We start from the raw sequence: 21,155 nt of genomic DNA on the forward strand, positions 1-21,155 counted from the left end.
TACTTTTGAAAGTCCGGCAAACGGTAGGGTTATCCGTTTATTTCCTCTCTCTCTATTTCACTCGGGTAAACATAAAGTGGAATTTGATAAAGTCCATCAACGCCAGCGGGAGATCACCCGTTTGTGTATACAGTGTGCGCTGTTATTACTACAGCACGGTGCGGAAAGTATGTTGGTCGAGCAGCTTTCTACTCGCCTTGGTAAAGCGCTGGGGGTTGATGAAGTAGAAAGTTCTATTTCAGCAAATGCCATTGTGCTGAGTACTATCTATAAAGGACACTGTCTTACCTCTACACGTAAAAATGTCGATCGCGGCATAAATATGCATGTAGTAACCGAAGTTCAGCGAATAGTGATATTAACTGAGCATCGTTTATTAGGCATTGATGAAGTAGAAAAACGGTTAAACCATATTAAACCTTTACGCTATCCACGTTGGTTAATGGTGTTGATGGTGGGGTTATCCTGCGCCAGCTTCTGTAAACTGGCCGGTGGTGGCTGGGATGCCGTGCTGGCTACGCTATTAGCCAGCGGTGTAGCGATGTATTCCCGTCAGGTTATCACCTCTTTTCAGATTAACCCGCTTATCAACTTCTTTGCCACTGCTTTTGTGGCAACCACCGTTGCTGGCTGGTTAGTGAACTGGATGGATATTGATAAAGCCTCCATTGCCATGGCTTCCAGCGTGTTATTGCTGGTTCCCGGCTTTCCATTGATTAACTCGGTGGCGGATATGTTTAAAGGGCATATTAATACCGGCATTGCCCGTTGGGCGATGGCCAGCCTGCTGACCCTTTCAACCTGTATCGGGGTTGTGGTGGCGATAACCGTCTGGGGATTTCGGAACTGGCTATGAACCTGATATTAACGCTTATCGAAAATATGTTTCTGGCAGCCATTCCGGCGGTTGGCTTTGCACTGGTGTTTAACGTACCGGTAAAAGCCCTGAAGTATTGCGCATTACTGGGGGCGATAGGTTACGCCTGCCGCACCATATTAATTTATTATCAGTTTCCTCTGGAGTGGAGCACATTACTGACCTCCATGTTGATTGGCTCTATCGGGATCCGCTGGTCACGACGTTTTCTGGCCCATCCTAAAGTATTTACCGTTGCTGCGGTGATCCCTATGTTTCCCGGCGTTTTTGCCTATAAGGCAATGATTGCACTGGTAGAGATCTCCCACAAAGGGTATTCTGCCGAACTGTTTGAAACCATGATTACTTATTTTTTAAGAGCTTCGTTTATCGTTGGCGCATTGTCCATTGGGCTTTCGTTACCGGCATTGTGGTTGTATCGCCGTAAACCCAGCGTATAACTGCCAGTTAGCAGGATGTTGTTATGATTATTAGTCTGATTGCCGCAATGGCGGCAAACCGGGTGATTGGTGCTGAGAATGCGATGCCCTGGCATCTTCCCGCCGATCTGGCCTGGTTTAAACAAAATACCCTGAATAAGCCAATAATTATGGGGCGTAATACCTATCTGTCTATTGGTCGCCCGCTGCCGGGGAGGCTAAATATTGTTATTAGTCGACAGCCTCAAACTGATGAAAGAGTCATCTGGGTTACTTCTCTGGAACAGGCTATTCAGGCCGCTGGTGAAGTGGAAGAGGTGATGATTATTGGTGGTGGCAGCGTTTATCAGCAGGCATTGGCTCGGGCTGACCGGCTATATCTGACCCATATTCATGCCGAACTGGCGGGGGATACCCATTTCCCTGATTATCAGCAAGTTGCCTGGCATCAGGTATTCTCTCAGCATCATGAGGCTGATGAAAAGAACCCACATGCTTATCAGTTCGAAATTCTGGAACGGCAAAAGTAATGTTTTTAGGCACATCGGAATGATGTGCCGCTTCGGTGTTAGCTATTGGTTTCCGTAGTTTCTGCCAGAGAGTCTTGCTGGAAATACTGTTTATCTTCCCATCTCAGCATGGTGAGTTTTCCTCCCCAGCAGCAGCCAGTATCCAGCGCGTAAATGCCTTCTGGCGCACCTTTACCTTCCAGTGATGCCCAATGGCCGAAAGCAATTGAGTAGTTTTCAGAAACTGGACCAGAGAGTTCAAACCAGGGTTTTAACGGCGCGGGTGCTTTTTTGGGTACGTCTTTACAGATCATATCCAGACAGCCGTTTGGATAGCAGTAGCGCATGCGGGTCAGTGCATTAGTGGCGTAGCGTAATCTGGGTAATCCTGACAGCTCATCGTGCCAGCAGTTAGGTAAATCGCCATACATGGAGTCCAGAAACAGCGGATAGCTATCACTGGAAAGAATAGCTTCAATTTCACGGGCGCAGCGTTTGGCAGTTTCAATATCCCACTGAGGGGTAATGCCCGCATGCCCCATGACTAACGCTTTTTCTTCATCTACTTGTAGTACGGGCTGACGGCGCAACCAGTTGATTAGTTCATCGCAGTCCGGTGCTTCCAGCAGCGTAGTCAGGTTATCTTTTGGTTTATTGCGGCTAATACCGGCGTAAATGGCCAACAGATGAAGGTCGTGATTGCCCAATACGATACGGGCTGAATCACCCAGCGATCGGACATAGCGCAGTACTTCAAGAGAGTCAGGCCCTCGCGCAACCAAATCGCCGGTTAACCAAAGGGTATCTGTGGTAGGGTTAAAACTGACTTGCGCCAGCAAAGCCTGTAGTTCCTGAAAACAACCGTGCACATCACCGACTAAAAGTGTTGCCATAAGCGGGAGCTAACCTTTTTCTTATTGAATTTTTTTAGTGAATCAGGGACGGAATCGCCAGGCGGAATACCGGAATCACTATCTGAAATGGCTGCCCCATATGATCGATCATATTGTAGTGGCCTTCCATTGTGCCCAGCGGTGTTTCCAGAATGGCGCCGCTGGTATATTGAAACTCACTGCCTGCCGAAATAATCGGTTGTTCACCAATAACGCCTTCACCCTGAACTTCAGTGTGTTTGCCGTTAGCATTGGTGATTAACCAATATCGACTAAGAAGCTGTACCTGCTCCCGGCCCAGATTGCGAACTGTCATAGTGTAAGCAAAAACAAAACGCTCTTCATCCGGCAAAGACTGGGCTTCAACATAGAAACTTTGTGCCTGAATAAAAATTCTGGGTTTATCGATCACGGTATTACTCCTGTTCAGCCTCCGGCAGTTTAGTGCCTTTGGTTGATAACCAATTTGCCATTTTGCAATACAGTTCAACAGAGATATTTTCTGCCCGCATGTTCAGGTCTAAACCCAGTTCGGTCAGTTGTTCTGGCGTAAACAGATGGCCCAGACTATTACGGATAGTTTTACGTCGTTGATTGAATGCCTCTGTAGTCAGACGGCTCAGGATACGAATATCATCTACAGGATAGGGGATGCTGTCATGCGGAATCAGACGTACCACCGCTGAGTCAACTTTTGGCGCAGGGCGGAACGCCGTTGGCGGCACTTCCAGTACCGGGATCACCCGGCAATAATATTGCGCCATTACGCTTAACCGACCATAGGTTTTGCTGTTTTCCCCGGCTACCAGTCGGTTAACTACTTCTTTCTGTAACATAAAATGCATGTCACTTATAGCGTTAGTATAGCTGAAAAGATGAAACATCAGCGGCGTTGAGATGTTATACGGCAGGTTACCAAACACTCTCAGCGGTTGTCCCATCTCTTTGGCCAGTGCTGCAAAATCAAAGGTCATGGCGTCTTGCTGATAGATAGTCAGTTTATCTTTCAGCTTGGGATTAATCGCCAGACGAGCAGCCAAATCACGGTCCAGTTCGATAACGGTCATATGTTCTAACCGTTCGGCGACCGGTTCGGTTAATGCAGCAAGACCAGGACCAATTTCCAGCATTGCCTGACCCGGCTGTGGATGAATCGCCGAGACGATGCTATCGATCACATAAGGATCGCTTAAAAAGTTTTGCCCAAAACGTTTACGGGCAAAGTGGCCCTGATGAACACGATTATTCATTACGATTATTTATTATTTTAATAGCGAGATTAAGCGCAACGGTAAAACTACCTGCATCGGCAGTACCCGTAGCGGCAAGGTCTAATGCGGTGCCGTGGTCGACAGAGGTCCTGATAAAAGGAAGGCCCAGCGTGATGTTCACCGCCCGGCCAAATCCCTGATATTTTAAAACAGGTAATCCCTGATCGTGATACATGGCTAATACTGCATCAGCATGTTGTAAATATTTAGGTTGAAAGAGGGTGTCTGCCGGAAGTGGCCCCATAAGGTGAATACCCCGTTGGCGCAGCGTTTCCAATACGGGAGAGATAATTTCTATCTCTTCATGCCCCATATGACCCCCTTCGCCCGCATGAGGGTTCAGCCCACAAACATAAATTTGCGGGTGCGGAATACCAAACTGAGCGATCAAGTCATGATTCAGAATGGTGATGGTTTCCGTCAGGCTCTCAGGCGTAATGGCTGCAGACACGCGGGACAGCGGCAGGTGGGTGGTAACCAGCGCAACCCGTAGCTCTTCCGTTACCAGCATCATCACAACGCGTTGGCGCTGGCTGCGTTCTGCAAAAAATTCGGTGTGACCGGTAAACGCATGTCCGGCATCATTAATAATGCCTTTATGTACCGGGCCGGTAATCAGGGCGGCAAATTCACCGCTCAGACAGCCATCACAGGCTCGTGCCAGCGTGTCGATAACGTACTGGCTGTTTTGAACATTAAGCTCCCCAGGGGTAACCGGGCCACTTAATTTAACCGGTAAAACGGTTAACGTTCCCTTTTCCTGAGGTTGGGGAGCTTGTTCCGGCTGGTAAACACGTAATTGTAAAGGCAGCCCGAGGAGGGCTGCCCTTTGCTGGAGCAATTCTGGCGCGGCGCAGACCACCAGCTCAACGGGCCATTCCCGCTGGGCCAGTTGAACAATTAAGTCAGGTCCCACACCGGCAGGTTCTCCCGGTGTGATTACCACGCGTTGAATATTACTGGCCATTAGTGCTGGTACTGCTGCTGTTGCTACCGTTCATAATTTTAACGTAAGCACTGGCGCGAATTTCCTGCATCCAGCCAGGGACTTCTTCAGAGAACTTACGGTTGAACAGCATGCGGTAAGCACGGTCCTTCTGAGCAACGTCAGTTTTATCAACCTGACGGGTATCCAACAGTTGGATTAAATGCCAGCCAAATGAAGAGCGAATTGGAGCACTGATCTCATTTTTCTGTAAACGCATTAGTGCATCACGGAATGCCGGATCAAATACTTCCGGTGAGGACCACCCCATATCGCCACCCTGACGGGCAGAGCCCGGGTCTTCTGAGTATTTGCGAGCCATTTCAGCAAAATCTGCTTTTCCGCTGCGAATATCTTCAGCAATGGAGGCTAATTGTGCCTGTGCCTGCTGGTCAGTCACCACAACCGTTGGGCGAATCAGAATATGGCGGGCATGAACTTCCATAACAGAGATAGACTTCTGCTCACCACGAATGTCGTTTACTTTTAGAATGTGGAAGCCTACGCGAGAACGAATCGGCCCAATAATGCTGCCTTTCTGGGATGATTGCAGTTCACTGGCAAAAATGGATGGCAGTTCCTGCATTTTCGCCCAACCCATTTTACCGCCTCTCAGCGCCTGCGGGTCCGCAGAATAGGTTGCAGCCATTTTTCCGAAGTCAGCACCATTTTTTAACTGTTCAACAATTTTCTTTGCCTGTTCATCAGCTTTGTTGACCAGGTCTGGGCTTGGATTTTCCCCTAAAGGAATCATGATATGGCTCAGGTTCAGCTCTGCGCTGGCGTCTAACTGGTTAGCCATTTGACCGACTAATGCGTCAACTTCCTGAGGTAATACGGTAATCCGGCGACGAACTTCGTTATTACGAACTTCACTCATCAGCATCTCTTTACGGATCTGCTCACGATAAGTTTTGTAGTCCATACCATCGGCGGCAAGGCGAGTTTTTAACTGAGCTACACTCATACGGTTTTGCTGAGCGATATCAGCAATACTTTTATCAAGCTGGGCATCATCAATTTTAATACCCATGCTGGTACCTAACTGATTAATGATGCTATCCATAATCAGTCTTTCCGTTATCTGGGTACGTAAGGTTTCGTCATCTGGCAGTTGTTGACCAGCGCGGCGAGCCCCATTTTTAACGGAAGACATCATATTATTGACATCGCTTTCTAAAACGACGCCGTTATTGACTATGGCTGCAACGCGGTCAACATGCTGTCCCGCAGGTGCAGCAAGTACAGCATGTGAAGCCAACGACATTGATGTGACTGATGCACAGAGCGCCAGACTTGCGGCAAGCGATCTCCAGTTTTTCATTACTTTTCTCATATAGTCCATCCGCACGGGGCGGTTTATCTTAAAAATAACACCAACGTTTTCACGATAAATATCAGAAAGCTTGTTGATATGGCAAAATTCCGTTACGTAACATTTTGCTTCCACCTAAGTTGTGGTTGCCACTTAAGCCACGCAGTTCGATGTTAAAGGATACCTTGTTGTCGTAATCACTCTGGAAGTCACCCTTCGAGTTCCAGCCAATAATTTTTCGTTCATAGCCAACACCAATTGCCCAACAGCAGGTATTGTACTGAACGCCCATTAGACCATCGGCAGACTGTTTTAGTTTCGTATCATAATAATATGCGCCAGTAACAGACCATCTGTCTGCAATTGGCCAGGTTGCGATACCACCAACTTGTGAAATATCCTGATTATAGGCGGTATAACCGTTAGATATATTAGTGGTCATGGCTGATACGTACTCTTTACTGGCATAACGATAGCTAAGTTGAACGACTCGCTCACTGTCTTTACGATACTCAGCCACTGCGTTACCTACAGCAAACGTGTCTAAGCGGGTGTCATATTGTACTCCACCGCGCAGGCCAAAGTTAGAGTCAATTTTCCAGTAGCTATCGCCCGCCCAGACTACACTGCCGGTTTGTTTATTTTGGTCGATTTTGTTTGAGTAATAATCGTTATCACCGGTACGGGATTTTTCGAAGAAGTAAATCTGCCCGATAGAAGCGTTAAAACGTTCGTTTTGACGCTCGTCATAAACCCGGGTGGTTAAACCGGTGGTCACCTGATTGGCTGAGGCGATACGGTCCAGGCCGCCATAGGTTCTGTCGCGGAACAGTCCGGTGTAGTCTGACTGCAGTAACGTTGAGTCATAGACATAGATATCGCTCTGATCCTTATAAGGAACATAGAGATATTGAACCCGCGGTTCCAGCGTTTGAGTAAAGTCCTGCCAGGTGTCCATTGGGCGGTCAAACACCACTTTGCCGGATATTTTATATTGTGGTAATACCCGGTTTACAGAATCTTTCAGGTCCGGGGCGTTGGTTCCATAATATTGATAGAAGTTATCCGAAAAATCTTGTTCATAATGAGTGGCCATCAATTTAAATTCACTATCAATACTTCCCCAATTATTGGCGATTGGATAGTTTATTGTTGGCTCAATATGTGCACGTACTGCGGTTGGGTTATTGGGGTTCTCACTGGTGAATTTGGCTAACTGACCGTAAGTATGCAGGTCAAAACCGGCAATATCGTACAGGTAGTTATTCATATCAATTTGTGGCTCTGCACGGTAGGCGTTAATGTTACCGCCGCTGGCAAAGATCTGGAATTTTTTCATTGCAATGGTTGCATCCCAGTTCTGGTTTGCATAGCCCACGCTGTATTTCTGAGTGGCATAACCATCGGTACTGGAACCGTATTCGCTGGTAAAGTCGCTTAAGTAACGACTATCGCTCAGTTTGGTATAGTCAATATTGAAGCGCCAGTTCTGGTCCATTACACCGTTATGGTTCCAGTAGAATAACCAACGATCGGTATTACTCTCATTCGGAAAGTCAGAGGCGTACTGGTCATCGCTTTTTAACCAGTCAAACTCCATGATACCGGCACCAGGAGCGAGTAAATAACGGAACTCATTCTGGAACTGCATCCCACGCTGTTCAATATAGTGCGGTGTAATGGTGGCATCAAAGTTTGGCGCAATGTTCCAGTAATACGGCAGAATAAATTCAAAGCCGCTGTTATTTCCATACTTGGCATTAGGTAACAGGAAACCGGAACGGCGTTTATTGCCGGTAGGTAACTGTAAATAAGGGCTGTAGAACACCGGTACCGAACCAATTTTAAACCGGGCATTCCAGATTTCTGCCAGTTCTTCTTCATTGTCATGAATAATTTCAGAACCGACCACGCTCCAACTATTATCATCAGGCAGACAGGAAGTAAAAGTACCGTTTTCCAATATGGCATAACGGTTATCTTCCCGCAGCTTCATGGTATCAGCCTGACCGCGCCCCTGGCGCCCAACCATCTGATAGTTACCCTGATAAAGGTCGGTATCTTTAGTATTTAAATTAGACCAGGCTTTTGGGCCACTAAGTTTGATCATATTGTCATCATACTTAACGTTGCCTGTCGCCGTAACGGTACGGATAGGCTCTGCCTGACCCTGTTGTTCAGTCTGGTTTACTTCAGCCTGATCGGCAACCATCAGGCGGTTACCCTGCTGAACGATAACGTTGCCGGTAAAAACGGCGCTTTCAGGATAGTTGACTTGACTGTCGTCGGATTCAATATTGACCGGTAAAGCGTTTGGATCGCCCGACACCAGCGGACGCTCATAAATAGGGATTCCAAGCCGACATTGTTCGGCCAAAGGGTTAGCCAAAGTATTCTGGCTGTATAATGCCATCCAAATTGTGGTGGCCAGCAGTGTGGGATAACGTTTTTTCATACGGTTATTCTTGGTATTCCGTTAGTTACGGCTATGTAGGCAGAAGCAAACCTGATGAGATTATCGTACTCGTCTCTGTTACACCAGCGCTAAATCTTAGCATCACCGTTAGGTGGTTCAATATTTGGCAGGTATGATAATGCAATTTACGGCAGACGGCATTGTCAATTAGAGGGTGATATGCAGTATTGGGGAAAGATCCTTGGGGTTATTTTAGGTGTAATATCTGGCGGCGGCTTTTGGGCAATCGTTCTGGGGCTGATTGTCGGTCATATGGTAGACAATGTAAGAAGCGCCCGTCGCGGCGGCTTTTTTGCCAATCAGCAGGCACGTCAGGCGCTGTTTTTCCGTACTACATTTCAAGTGATGGGGCATTTGACCAAATCAAAAGGCCGGGTTACCGAAGTTGATATTCAAAATGCCTCTATGATTATGGATCGTATGCAGATACATGGTCCTCGCCGTAGCGATGCCCAGCAGGCATTCCGTGAAGGTAAACAGAGTGGTTACCCTCTACGGGAAAAACTGCGTGAATTAAAAACCATCTGTTTTGGTCGTGCCGATTTGATTCGCATGTTCCTGGAGATTCAACTTCAGGCGGCATTTGCCGACGGTGTGCTGCACCCTAATGAGCGTCAGGTACTGTATGTGATTGCTGAAGAGTTGGGCATTTCTCGCAGCCAATTGGATCAGTTACTGAGTATGATTGACAGCGGTCGCCAGTTTGGACAATCCGGCGGTTGGCAGGGGCAGCAGAATAGTGGCTATCGTCCGGCATCCGGACCTACACTGGAAGATGCCTGTAAAGTACTGGGTGTAAAACCCGGTGACGATGCGGCCACAATTAAGCGCGCCTATCGGAAATTAATGACAGAGCATCACCCGGATAAACTGGTGGCAAAAGGTTTACCGCAAGAGATGATGGAAATCGCTAAACAAAAAGCGCAGGAAATTCAGGGTGCTTACGATTTAATTAAGCGCGAGAAGGGATTTAAGTAATCTGCCCCTTTTGTGCGACGGATTGAACATTATCAGTTAAAAAGCGTGTGTAATTAAGCCAAATCTTGGTATGTTGCAGTTGATTATTTTTCTCATATATTCATTACATTGGGCTTTTTTCAATAAAGGCCCAGTGTAACAGTTCAAAATGGTATCAGTTGTCCGGATCTTTGAAACGGAGAGCGTCATCTTTCAAACCCATCCGGTCAGGCTGGAGATAAATCCGGAGTAACGATCTGCGCAGGTTAGAAACGACTCATCTTAATTGACTGGAGGCTTAGATGTTAATTGTATTTAGCGGATTACCGGGCGTTGGTAAAACCTCAATAGCCAAAGCACTGACAAAAAAGATGGGGGGTGTTTACCTTCGGATAGACTCTATTGAGCAGGCTATTCGTAACGCCGGGGTACTGCTAAAAGATGTGGGAACATCCGGCTATGACACCAGCTATATGCTGGCGAAAGATAACCTGCTGTTAGGGCAAACGGTGATTGCGGATTGTGTAAACCCGGTTAGCTGGTCGCGGGATAGCTGGATGCAGGTTGCTGAGGAGGCGCAAGTAGTCAGTGTGGATATTGAGATTATCTGTAGCGATATTGATGAACACCGTTTGCGGGTTGAATCCCGTCGGAGCGATATTCCCCATCTGGTTCTACCCGTCTGGCAACAAATTGTAGAGAAAGAGTATCAGGAATGGAAACGCCCACGCATTGTGATTGATAGTGCGGGTAAAGAGGTCGAAGGCTGCGTGGACGAAATTTTGGATCACCTTCAGGTTTGTACCTGAACAACAACGAGCGCAGATTAAAAGTCGGGTTCACACTTAAAATGCATTGGACCACCAAATGCCGGGTGATGGATGCACAATTCCTGAGCGTGAAGCTGTAGCCGCGAAGCCATCGCTTTAGCCTCCGGGTGGGCATAAAATTTATCGCCTAATATTGGATGACCTATTGCCAACATATGGACGCGTAACTGGTGAGAACGCCCGGTAATTGGCATAAGTTTTACCCGTGTGGAACCATCATCACGGCTAATTACCTGATATTCTGTTTGGGCGCTTTTGCCCGTGTCATAACAGACTTTTTGCTTTGGGCGATTAGGCCAGTCACAAATCAGCGGTAAATCGATTAAACCCTCATCTTTTTCCAGATGCCCCCAGACGCGGGCAATATAGGATTTTTTCGGCTCACGTTCGCGAAACTGCCGTTTGAGTTCCCGCTCTGCGGCCTTATTTAACGCCACTACCATCACGCCACTGGTGGCCATATCCAGGCGATGAACTGACTCGGCATCAGGGAAGTCACGCTGAATGCGCGCCATGATGCTATCGTTATGTTCCGGTGCCTTGCCGGGAACAGAGAGCAGGCCGCTGGGTTTATTTACCACCATGATATGTTCATCCTGATACAGAATGTATAACCAGGGGTCTTGTGAAGGATGATAGGCTTCCATCATATTGAAGAGTCTCCGGTGATCTCGGTCAGAGTCAGTACTGATACCGGCTGCTGTTAAAGTAACAACCGGTATCCTGAATCATCATTATTGATGGGTAACGACTATCATACGTAGCGCATCCAGTCGCCAGCTGGCTTGTTGCAGGCAATTGAGAATTTGCTGGCGGTTATCTTCAATGGCTTCCAGTTCGTCATCACGAATCGTCGGATTGACGGCTTTTAGCGCATTCAAACGATTAAATTCCAGCGTCAGGGTATCATCAGCTTCCTTCCTGGCGCTATCAATCAGTACCTGAGCCTGTTTAGCGATCTCTGTTTCTGCCATTTGCAGCACTTCATGAATATCTTTTTGTACTGCGTTAACCAGTTTACTGCCGGTATGGCGATTCACTGCACTAAGCTGGCGGTTAAAGCTTTCAAAACCAACCTGTGCGGCAAGATTAGTCCCTTTACGATCCAGCATCAGGCGAATCGGTGTTGGTGGCAGGAAACGGGTAAGCTGTAAATTTTTAGGTGCCTGGGCTTCAACCACATAAATCAGTTCCATTAACATGGTACCAACGGGCAGGGCCTTATTCTTCAATAAAGAGACTGCACAACTTCCTGTATCTCCGGAAAGAATTAAGTCCAGGCCGTTACGCACAATCGGGTGTTCCCAACTGATAAATTGCGCATCTTCCCGCGATAGCGCTTTTTCCCGATCGAAGGTGATGGTGCAGCCATCTTGTGGAATTCCCGGAAAATCCGGCACCAGCATATGGTCTGAAGGGGTAAGTATCATCAGGTTGTCGCTGTCATCCTCCTGATTGATACCAATAATATCAAACAGATTGATGGTGAAACCTATCAGGTCGACATTGTTATCCTGTTCGGCAATTGCCTGAACCAATGCCTGAGCGCGTTCTCCTCCGTTGGAGTTCATCTCCAGCAGGCGGTCACGGCCATTTTCCAATTGTGCTTTCAGGCTCAAATGCTTTGTACGACAGCGCTGAATAAAATCATCAAATCCGGCCTGTTCGGCGGGTTCCGCCAGATAGGTCATCAGCTCATCATGCACCGCATCATATACCGGGCGACCGGTCGGACAGGTGTGCTCAAAAGCGTCCAGACCTTCATGGAACCAACGGATAAGAATTGCCTGAGCGGTGTTTTCCAGATAGGGCACAATAATCTGAATATCGCGGGTTTGGCCGATACGATCCAGACGACCAATTCGTTGTTCTAACAGATCCGGATTAAACGGCAGATCAAACATGACTAACCGGCTGGCAAACTGGAAGTTACGGCCTTCAGAGCCAATTTCAGAGCACAGCAGAACCTGAGCGCCGTTTTCTTCAGCGGCAAACCAGGCGGCAGCACGGTCCCGCTCTATAATAGATAAGCCTTCATGGAATACCGCCGCGTGGATACCTTCACGCTCACGCAGCGTCTGTTCCAGCTGTAAAGCGGTGGCGGCCTGTGCGCAAATCACCAGAATCTTTTCATTGCGATTTTGCTTCAGATACTCCATCAGCCACTCAACGCGCGGATCGAAATTCAGCCAGCTAACGCCATCTCCCTCAAAAGTCTGGAATATTTGCTCAGGATAAAGCATGTTATGAGCCTGAGTATCAATCGGCTTTTTGCCATTCATAATTTTTGCGACTTTAAACGCGGTTTGATACTGCGTTGGTAGCGGGAGCTTTATCTGGTGCAAATAGCGAATAGGGAAACCTTTCACCCCCTGGCGGGTGTTGCGGAACAGAACGCGGCTGGTACCGTGACGATCCATCAGCATTGTTACCAGCTCCGTTCGGGCGGAGTCGTTCTCTTCGCTATCCAGATTCGCCGCCTTTAACAACGGCTCAATATCCTGCTCACTGATCAGCTCGCTCAGTGAGTTTTTTGCCCGATCGTCCAGTTTTTCGCCGCTGACCAATAGGCTAACGGCATCAGCAACCGGGCGATATTTCTGCTGTTCGTCGACAAATTCCTGATAATCATGGAAGCGGTTCGGGTCCAACAGGCGCAGGCGGGCGAAATGGCTTTCTTGTCCCAGTTGCTCCGGGGTAGCCGTCAGCAATAAGACGCCGGGGGTATGTTGGACCAGTTGTTCTATGGCCAGATAGTTACGGCTTGGCGCCTCTTCGCTCCAGGCCAGATGATGGGCTTCATCCACCACCAACAGATCCCAGTTGGCTTCAACCAGATCGTTCAGGCGTTGTTTACTCTGACAAACGAAATTCAGTGAGCAGATAACTAACTGCTCGGTTTCAAATGGGTTTTCGAAATCCTGTCGACTTTCAGCATAGCGCTCTTCATCGAACAGTGAAAAATGCAGATTAAAGCGGCGCAGCATCTCAACCAGCCACTGGTGTTGCAGGGTTTCCGGGACCACAATCAACACGCGCTCAACCCGACCGGCCAGCAACTGCTGATGAATAATCATTCCGGCTTCAATGGTTTTCCCCAGGCCCACTTCGTCAGCCAGCAAAACACGTGGCGCATGACGATGTCCGACCTCATTGGCAATATGCAACTGGTGGGGAATTAAGCTGGCGCGGATACCTGTCAGTCCGCTCCACGGCATACGATACTGTTCGCTTTGATATTTTCTTGCCCGATAACGCAGACTGAAGCGATCCATGCGATCGAGTTGACCGGCAAACAGGCGATCCTGTGGTTTGCTGAAAGTCAGCTTACTGTCAAGCATCACTTCCTGCAGGGTGCTGTTTTCTTCATTGATATCAAGACGACGGCCGATATAGGTTAGAACCCCATTCTCTTCTTTAACGCTGTCAACCAGTAACTGCCACCCCTCATGGCTGGTTATGGTATCTCCCGGATTAAACATGACTCGGGTTATTGGCGAGTCAGCTTTAGCATACAACCGGTTCTCCCCAATGGCAGGGAACAATAAAGTTACGGTACGAGCGTCCTGCGCAACGACGGTTCCTAGTCCTAAATCACTTTCCGTATCGCTAATCCAGCGTTGACCTAAAGTAAAGGGCATATATTTATCGGCTTCTCATTAATTAACGTTTACCCAAAGTTGCCATCGGGGGACGATGGAACACAATCCAGTCATTTATTTTGATGATTTTTAGGGGTATGGAGCAAGGGCGCTATGGTAATGATCGACGGGCGTTAAAACAACCCCATTTGACCAGTAACCAGTGAATCAAAATTATCGTGCATAAATGGCAATATTGCATCTGCAATCGGTTCCAACTGGCGAGAAATATAGTGCTGATAGTCAATGGGCGACTGTAGGTTTTCCAGCGGTTGCGGGCCCTGTAGGGTAATTAAATAGCGAATAGTGCCGCCGTTTTGATATTGCAGCGGGCGGCCATGAGCCTGATTGTACTCATCGGCCAGTTTAGCAGCCCTGGCATGAGGGGGGACATTTTTCTGGTACTCAGACAGGCGTCGGCGCAGCCGTTTGCTGTAAATAAGCTGTTGATCGAACTCGCCATTAAGGGTTTTTGCCACATAATCACGAATAAATTCCTGATAGGGTTGGTTATGGAATATTAGCGAATACAGCTGCTGCTGAAAGTGTTGTGCCAGTGGAGTCCAGTCGGTTCGTACTGTTTCCATCCCTTTATAAATTACCTCATCTTCACCATTATCGCTTAAAATCAGGCCCGCATAGCGTTTTTTACTACCCTGTTCGGCACCGCGAATGGTTGGCATTAAAAAGCGGTTAAAATGCGTTTCAAACTCCAGTTCCAGTGCTGATTCAAGGCCCATCTCTTCTTTGAGCATGGTTTGCCACCACTGATTAACGTGGTTAACCAACTCCCGTCCTATTTGGTTAGCCTGTTGATTGGTGTGGGCCTTTTTCAGCCAGACAAAGGTTGAGTCGGTATCTCCGTAAATTACCTGATAACCCCGTTGTTCAATGAGTTCGCGGGTTTTTAGCATAATTTCATGCCCCCGTAGAGTGATTGATGATGCAAGGCGAGGATCGAAAAACCGGCAGCCGCTGGAGCCCAGAACGCCATAAAAAGCATTCATAATAATTTTTAACGCCTGAGACAGAGGCTTATTATCAGAACGTTTAGCTTCTTCTCGTCCACGCCAGATTTGCTCAACAATGTTGGGTAAACAGTCGGTGGTTCGGGAAAAACGGGCATGGCGGAAACCGGGTATCGTTTGTTGCTGTTCCTCTTTCAGCGTGCCGGCAATTAACCCCACCGGGTCAATAAGGAAGGTACGAATAATGGAGGGGTACAGGCTTTTATAGTCCAGAACCAGCACCGAGTCATACAAGCCGGGGGTGGAGGACATGACATAACCTCCCGGGCTATGTTCCTCCGGTAAAGTCCCTAAATTGGGTGCCACATAACCGATTCGATGCATACGCGGAAGATAGAGATGGGTAAACGCCGCCACAGAGCCACCGCTACGATCGGCCGCTAATCCGGTCACCGTTGCCCGCTCTAACAGGAAGGTCATTAACTGGGTTTTATCAAAAATGCGGCTCACCAGCACACAGTCCATCAGGTTGTAGTAGGCCAGTGCAGGTTTATCTTCCCTGAACATGCGATTGATTTCATCCATTCGCTGATAAGGGTTATCGATGGCTTTACCCTCGTTTAACAGCTCTCTGGCAACATTTTCCAGGCTGAAGGAGGTAAAGTTCCAGGTCGCGCTTTTTAGCGCTTCAATACCATCAATAATCAGTCGTCCGCTGGCAGAAGCAAAGAAATGCCCCTGTTTAAAACCATGTTCCCGCCATTCTAACGGGCTGTTATCCCGCCCAAAAGTGAGGGGGACCTGATAACGTTCCGCATGTTTTTGTAGCACCCGCAGGTCGAACTGCACCAGATTCCAGCCAATAATGGCATCGGGGTCGTACTCGGCGATCCATTGATTGAGTTTTTGCAGCAGCAAAGGACGGCTGGCAACATATTCAAGATTAAAATTGCTCTGGTGGGGAGTGCCATTCTCCGGGCCGAGCATGTAGACCTGCTTTTGCCCACAGCCGTACAGGCCAATAGAATACAGTTCTCCGTGTTCGGTGGTTTCAATATCCAGAGAGACGGTACTTAAGCCGGGACGATAATACGGCGCGGCTTTTATTTGGGCATTAATCAGACTGCCATCGGCGGCTGGTTCTCCCTGAAACCAAACCGGAGCCGTAATAAAGCGTTCCATCAGGTAGCGTTCTGGCGGACGAATATCCGCTTCATATAGCGTAATGCCGGATTCGTTCAGACTCTTTTCTATTCGTTGCAGTTGGCGATACTGGCGGCAATACAAACCGTCTACCGGTTGGCAGCTAAAATCCTGCATTTCCAGCGGACGTAAACTCCATCCTCGCTCAGAAGATAGCAACGTAGTGATTCGGGCATTGCTGGATGCGGGAGAAAAAGCAACGGCTTGCTGTAATGGTAAACGTATACGCTGTGGGCCACTGTCTGTTGCCAGCCAGTAGTCGATTTCAATGCCTGAAGGGGTATCCCGCCAGTGACGCGTCAGGATAAAACCTTGTCGAATTGAATTCACGTATGTGTACCTTTAGTCGTTTATTGCCATAAAGAGTTGGGCTATGGGAAGTATATTCTAATATGTATATCCATACAGCTATTATCTGTTTTCATTTTTATTGGGAATGAAATCGTTTTGTTCTATCTTTAAAGAGCAGAGATCTTCTTTTTAATCGCCATAATGACCTACAATATATTCATTGTGACCTGTTTTTTAGATGTATCCATTGGGTTAGCGCGCTTAATCAGAAATAATGGGTAATAACGTTACGCTAAAAATAGTTATCGTGCCTTGGCTTCGTTGCTCCCGCTTCTATTCAATAGTTGGCTAAGAATTATCGTGAAGGACAAAGGTATTATGAAAATACAGATATGGTCTGACTTCTCCTGTCCGTTTTGTTACATCGGTAAACATCATCTTAAGCAAGCGCTGGCCTCTTTTGCGGAGAAAGAGAGCGTTGAGATTGTGCTGCGTAGCTTTGAACTGGATCCCAGTGCGCCGGGAATAAAGCAAAAAGATATATACACGCATCTTTCTGAAAAGTATGACATGAGCATACCAGAAGCCAACGAAATGACGGCAAATATTGCCCGACAGGCAAAACAGACCGGGCTTGATTTTCATTTTGATATATTGGTACCTACTAACACTTTTGATGCACATTGATTATTACATTATGCAGCAGAGCAGGGTGTGATGGAGGCCATGAGCGAAGCCTTGTTTAAAGGCATGTTTACCGATGGGCTCAATCTGGCGGATGTTGATATATTGATTAATCTGGCGGAAGAGGTTGGGTTAGAACCCTCTGAAGTTAAGGTGATGCTCAGTTCCGATCGCTATGCGGATAGCGTTCGTGCCGATGAATCTTTTGCTCGTCAGCTAAAGGTAACGTCGGTACCTTTTTTTGTTTTTGATAATAAATATGCAGTATCCGGGGCCCAGCCTTCCAGCGTATTCAGCGAAATTCTGCTAAAGGTACAGGATGAGAAAGCACGCTTAACTCAACTGGATGATGCGTCGCCGGGGCCATCCTACGTTGGTGATATTTGTTATTGATGATTATCCGATCGGTATTTTTCCGGCCGATGGTCTATTCCGGCCGGGAAAATATTGGACCATCGGGTTCTGTGCTACAACCAATAATCGGCGTTTAGCCAGTGACGCCTAATATGCGTGCGGCATCGGATTTTCCGTTTAAAAGATCCTGCGTTGAATCGTCATAAACGATATGACCTTCCACCACCACCAGTGTCCTTGGCGCAATACGTGCCGCATCATCCAGATTATGTGAAACCATCATCAGGGTAAGCCGTTGCTCATCACATACGCTTTCCAGAAGGGATAGCATGTCATAGCGCAAAGCCGGGTCGAGGGCTGAAAAGGGCTCGTCTAAAAGCAGGATAGGCTTGTCTCTGACCAGACAGCGGGCCAGCGCGGTACGTTGACGCTGACCACCCGAGAGCTGAGAGGGCAAACGGTCAAGATAGTCAATTAACCCTACCCGACGGCAAATCTCCAGCCGCTTTTGCTGCTGTTCCGGCGTTAGTTTAAGACCGGAATTCAGCCCCAGACCGATGTTTTGTTCAACGGTAAGGTGAGCGAACAGATTATTTTCCTGAAATAACATAGAGACCGGACGTCGGGCCGGTGGAGTATGGCTGTGCTCTATATTGTTCAACCATAAGCTGCCGCTTTCAGGCATCACGAATCCGGCAATCAGATGTAATAAGGTGCTTTTTCCGGCTCCGCTGGGACCAAGAACCGCAACACGTTCACCAGCCTGAATATTCAGGTTAAAACACATGGATAGCGGCGGATAAAGATAGCTTAATTTATTCAGTGCGATCATGGTGACGTCCGGGAATTCGTTCAATAAGAGTGAACAGGAAAAAGCACAGCAGTAATAGCAGTAATGCCGTTACGGCACCAGACTCGCTACGGTAATTTCCCAGTTGTTGATAGAGATAATAGGGTAAGGTGCGAAATTGTTCATTGCCAAACAGCGCGATAACGCCAAAGTCACCGATGGACAACACGCTGGCAAAGGCGAGTGCCTGAGCGAGCGGGCGTTTTAGAGCCGTTAACTCGATCCAGCGTAGTCGGTTCCAACCCGTTAACCCCAGCGATAAGTTAAGCAAACGGTAGCGTTCGCCTGAATCGCGCATTGGGTTCTCCAGTACTTTCAACGCATAAGGAATTGCCATAAGTGCATTAACCAGTATGACGATGCCATCAGCGGAATCAGGTAGCCCGATGGTACTGTTAAGCAGCAAAAAGAAACCGGTAGCTAAAACAATGGCTGGCATTGCCAGAATGACCATACCGCTGATTTCGAGTCTGGCTCCCCAGGGATTATGACGTAGCCGGAGTTCCCTGCTGCTCCATAAGAGCATCATAGTCAGTAGCAGACTGAGTAATCCGGAACCCAAAGCAATGCGCAGTGAGATGAATAATGATTGCCACATGGCGCTTTGTTGCAGTACTTCCATTGCTGCACTATTAATACCGTCTAATACCACGGCTGTCAGTGGAGGAAGCAACAAACATAAGGTCAGGGCAATAAGCAGACCATCGGTTATTTTACTTAATCGGGAATCCAGTCTGTCCCGCCACTGTTGACCATAGGTATTTCCCACCGGAAGCGATGGGTTAAGTCGTTGACTGAGGACGACAATCGACAGGCAGCAAACCAGTTGAATTAATCCTAATAGCGCAGCGCGCTGAGGATCAAAGTCATAATGCAGCGCCTGATAAATGGCCAGTTCAACGGTGGTTGCTTTAGGGCCGCCACCCAGGGATAACACGGTAGCAAAACTGGCAAAACATAACATAAACACCAGGGCGCCGGTCGGCAGAATTTGGCGCTTCAGGGCTGGCCATTCTACAAAACGAAAGCGTTGCCATGAATTCATGCCTAATTGCGCGGCTAACTGGCGTTGTTCAATGGCTATACCTTCCAGCGACTGGAGAAGAAGTCGGGTTGCCAGCGGTAAATTGAAAAAAGCATGGGCCAGCAAAATACCCTGTAGTCCGTAGGGCGAGAAGGCATAATCAAATCCCAGGGACGTTAGTAAACCGGCCAGCCAGCCTCGTTGACCATATACGCTGAGTAAGCCAAATATGGCAACCAGTACCGGTAATACCAGCGTCATGGCACACAGACGTAGCATCAATGTTCTGCCGACAAAACGTCGGCGATAGAGCGCACGGGCAACAAAAATGGCCGGTATCAGAGAGACCAGCACCGACAGAAATGCCTGCCAAAACGTAAAGCGTACAACGTGCCACAGGTAGCTGTCATTCAGTACCTGACGGATATTCCCGGCGGGAGAATAGAGCCACAGTGCAGCAAACGCTGCCAGCGCCACGCTGAGGATTAGCGTGGCGGCAATCAGACCAGGCCAGAGCCAGGAAGGAATTAGCGGCTGACGGCGTTTTGCCATGCCTGAATCCAGGTATTCCGGTGCTGTGCTACATCCTCAGGGCTAAACTCCAGCGTTATTGAAGGTTTTGCCGTTTGTGTGAAGGCGTCCGGTAGTGGAATATTGATAACCGGATACATCCAGTTGGTGGTCGGAATTTCCTGCTGGAATGCCGGTGTCATCATAAAGGCCATAAATTTAGCCGCCAATTCAGGCTGTTTACTGTTAGCCAGCAGGCCCGCCACTTCAACCTGCATATAGTGGCCTTCAGTGAAGTTAGCTGCCATGTAGCGATTATCTTTCTCTTCAATCACATGATAGGCCGGAGAGGTGGTATAGCTGAGGACTAAATCGGCTTCACCTTTAAGAAACAGACCATAGGCATCACTCCAGCCTTTGGTTACGGTAACGGTTTTCTTTGCCAGCTTTTGCCAGGCTTCACGGGCTTTATCTCCGTATACTTTTTGCATCCACAGTAGTAAACCAAGCCCCGGGGTGCTGGTGCGCGGATCCTGATAGATAACCCGCCATTTTTCAGGGCTTTCAATTAATTCATTCAGGCTTTTCGGCGGTGTCTTTAGTTTTTCGGTATTGTAGACAAAGGCAAAGTATCCATAGTCATAAGGGATAAAGGTATCGTCTTTCCAGCCGCCGGGTAAGGTTAGTGAGTGGGCATTTACATCCAGCTTATGTGGAACAAACAGGCCTGACTGTTTTGCGGCAACCAGTAAATTGTTATCTAAACCTAACACCATATCAGCGGTGCTTTTTTTACCTTCCATTTTCAGGCGATTAAGCAATGAGACACCATCGGCCAAAGGAACCAGTTTTAATTCGCACTGGCACTGTGCTTCAAAGGCTTTTTTGATTTTTGGACCGGGGCCCCAGTCAGAGGCAAAAGAGTCATAGGTATAGACGGTTAACGTTGGACGATGTTCCGCACCATTGGCCAGTAACGGACAAATGGCAAGAAAGCCGATTGCAGTGATGAGTTTTTTAAACACTTTGCACTCCCCTAAAAATATCAGTCGGAAACAAAGGTCTTTGAGTAAGTTAAGCTATTCAGCGGACAGGTGA

Annotated in this window: 17 protein-coding genes and 1 pseudogene; 6 read left to right on the plus strand and 12 right to left on the minus strand. The window is 47.9% G+C overall.

Translation table 11 applies throughout. From position 1 onward, the window contains the following. Positions 1 to 76: 76 nt before the first annotated feature. Genes LPW36_RS07840 through folA form a run of 3 tightly spaced genes read left to right on the plus strand, consistent with a single transcriptional unit; the run spans position 77 to position 1,826 of the window. Entirely contained in the window at positions 77 to 856 is a 780-nt protein-coding gene (locus tag LPW36_RS07840) for a threonine/serine exporter family protein (protein ID WP_230608932.1), read from the plus strand. After that, complete coding sequence (locus tag LPW36_RS07845; RefSeq protein WP_230608933.1) at positions 853 to 1,317, plus strand: threonine/serine exporter family protein; 465 nt, start codon at positions 853 to 855, stop codon at positions 1,315 to 1,317. Before LPW36_RS07840 ends, LPW36_RS07845 begins: the two co-directional genes overlap by 4 nt. Before the next feature lie 23 nt (positions 1,318 to 1,340). Continuing rightward, positions 1,341 to 1,826, plus strand: a complete 486-nt coding sequence (folA, locus tag LPW36_RS07850; RefSeq protein WP_230608934.1) for a type 3 dihydrofolate reductase — start codon at positions 1,341 to 1,343, stop codon at positions 1,824 to 1,826. Positions 1,827 to 1,864: 38 nt separating this feature from the next. Here folA and apaH read toward each other — a convergent pair whose 3' ends face one another. From apaH to lptD, 6 genes are all read right to left on the minus strand, one after another. After that, positions 1,865 to 2,698: a bis(5'-nucleosyl)-tetraphosphatase (symmetrical) ApaH gene (gene apaH / locus LPW36_RS07855; RefSeq protein ID WP_230608935.1), complete on the minus strand. Its 834-nt coding sequence runs from the start codon at positions 2,696 to 2,698 to the stop codon at positions 1,865 to 1,867. A gap of 34 nt (positions 2,699 to 2,732) precedes the next feature. Further along, a complete protein-coding gene (apaG, locus tag LPW36_RS07860; RefSeq protein WP_218466179.1) occupies positions 2,733 to 3,110 on the minus strand; it encodes a Co2+/Mg2+ efflux protein ApaG in 378 nt (125 codons plus the stop codon). A 4-nt stretch (positions 3,111 to 3,114) separates the two neighbouring features. Continuing rightward, positions 3,115 to 3,948, minus strand: a complete 834-nt coding sequence (rsmA, locus tag LPW36_RS07865) for a 16S rRNA (adenine(1518)-N(6)/adenine(1519)-N(6))-dimethyltransferase RsmA (protein ID WP_230608936.1) — start codon at positions 3,946 to 3,948, stop codon at positions 3,115 to 3,117. After that, positions 3,941 to 4,936 carry a 4-hydroxythreonine-4-phosphate dehydrogenase PdxA gene (gene pdxA / locus LPW36_RS07870; protein WP_230608937.1) on the minus strand — a complete coding sequence of 332 codons (996 nt, stop codon included), beginning with the start codon at positions 4,934 to 4,936 and terminating at the stop codon, positions 3,941 to 3,943. The genes rsmA and pdxA overlap by 8 nt, the downstream gene beginning before the upstream one ends. Further along, complete coding sequence (gene surA / locus LPW36_RS07875) at positions 4,926 to 6,290, minus strand: peptidylprolyl isomerase SurA (RefSeq protein ID WP_268991572.1); 1,365 nt, start codon at positions 6,288 to 6,290, stop codon at positions 4,926 to 4,928. The genes pdxA and surA overlap by 11 nt, the downstream gene beginning before the upstream one ends. A gap of 61 nt (positions 6,291 to 6,351) precedes the next feature. After that, positions 6,352 to 8,724, minus strand: a complete 2,373-nt coding sequence (gene lptD, locus LPW36_RS07880) for an LPS assembly protein LptD (protein ID WP_230608939.1) — start codon at positions 8,722 to 8,724, stop codon at positions 6,352 to 6,354. A 180-nt stretch (positions 8,725 to 8,904) separates the two neighbouring features. On the opposite strand from lptD, the gene djlA reads away from it, so the two are divergent. Then, positions 8,905 to 9,723, plus strand: a complete 819-nt coding sequence (djlA, locus tag LPW36_RS07885) for a co-chaperone DjlA (protein WP_230608940.1) — start codon at positions 8,905 to 8,907, stop codon at positions 9,721 to 9,723. 281 nt (positions 9,724 to 10,004) lie between these two features. After that, positions 10,005 to 10,511, plus strand: coding sequence for a P-loop nucleotide/nucleoside kinase family protein (locus LPW36_RS07890; protein ID WP_230608941.1), 507 nt, complete (start codon positions 10,005 to 10,007; stop codon positions 10,509 to 10,511). Positions 10,512 to 10,528: 17 nt separating this feature from the next. On the opposite strand, the gene rluA is transcribed toward LPW36_RS07890, so the two are convergent. The 3 genes from rluA to LPW36_RS07905 form a co-directional block, all read right to left on the minus strand. Further along, positions 10,529 to 11,179, minus strand: coding sequence for a bifunctional tRNA pseudouridine(32) synthase/23S rRNA pseudouridine(746) synthase RluA (rluA, locus tag LPW36_RS07895; RefSeq protein WP_230609015.1), 651 nt, complete (start codon positions 11,177 to 11,179; stop codon positions 10,529 to 10,531). A gap of 87 nt (positions 11,180 to 11,266) precedes the next feature. Next, positions 11,267 to 14,173: an RNA polymerase-associated protein RapA gene (gene rapA, locus LPW36_RS07900; RefSeq protein ID WP_230608942.1), complete on the minus strand. Its 2,907-nt coding sequence runs from the start codon at positions 14,171 to 14,173 to the stop codon at positions 11,267 to 11,269. 134 nt (positions 14,174 to 14,307) lie between these two features. Beyond that, positions 14,308 to 16,674: a DNA polymerase II gene (locus LPW36_RS07905; RefSeq protein WP_230608943.1), complete on the minus strand. Its 2,367-nt coding sequence runs from the start codon at positions 16,672 to 16,674 to the stop codon at positions 14,308 to 14,310. 339 nt (positions 16,675 to 17,013) lie between these two features. On the opposite strand from LPW36_RS07905, the pseudogene LPW36_RS07910 reads away from it, so the two are divergent. Further along, a pseudogene (locus LPW36_RS07910) lies at positions 17,014 to 17,712 on the plus strand (DsbA family oxidoreductase). Between the two features lie 94 nt (positions 17,713 to 17,806). Here LPW36_RS07910 and thiQ read toward each other — a convergent pair. From thiQ to thiB, 3 genes are read right to left on the minus strand one after another with little or no spacing between them, the layout of a single operon-like run. Next, on the minus strand, positions 17,807 to 18,505 hold the full coding sequence (gene thiQ, locus LPW36_RS07915; RefSeq protein ID WP_230608944.1) for a thiamine ABC transporter ATP-binding protein ThiQ: 699 nt from the start codon (positions 18,503 to 18,505) through the stop codon (positions 17,807 to 17,809). Then, complete coding sequence (thiP, locus tag LPW36_RS07920) at positions 18,489 to 20,099, minus strand: thiamine/thiamine pyrophosphate ABC transporter permease ThiP (protein WP_230608945.1); 1,611 nt, start codon at positions 20,097 to 20,099, stop codon at positions 18,489 to 18,491. Before thiP ends, thiQ begins: the two co-directional genes overlap by 17 nt. Then, positions 20,075 to 21,082: a thiamine ABC transporter substrate binding subunit gene (thiB, locus tag LPW36_RS07925; RefSeq protein WP_420844745.1), complete on the minus strand. Its 1,008-nt coding sequence runs from the start codon at positions 21,080 to 21,082 to the stop codon at positions 20,075 to 20,077. The genes thiP and thiB overlap by 25 nt, the downstream gene beginning before the upstream one ends. Positions 21,083 to 21,155 lie beyond the last annotated feature (73 nt).

It is taken from the genome of Limnobaculum eriocheiris (assembly GCF_021010575.1).
Lineage (GTDB): Bacteria > Pseudomonadota > Gammaproteobacteria > Enterobacterales > Enterobacteriaceae > Limnobaculum > Limnobaculum eriocheiris.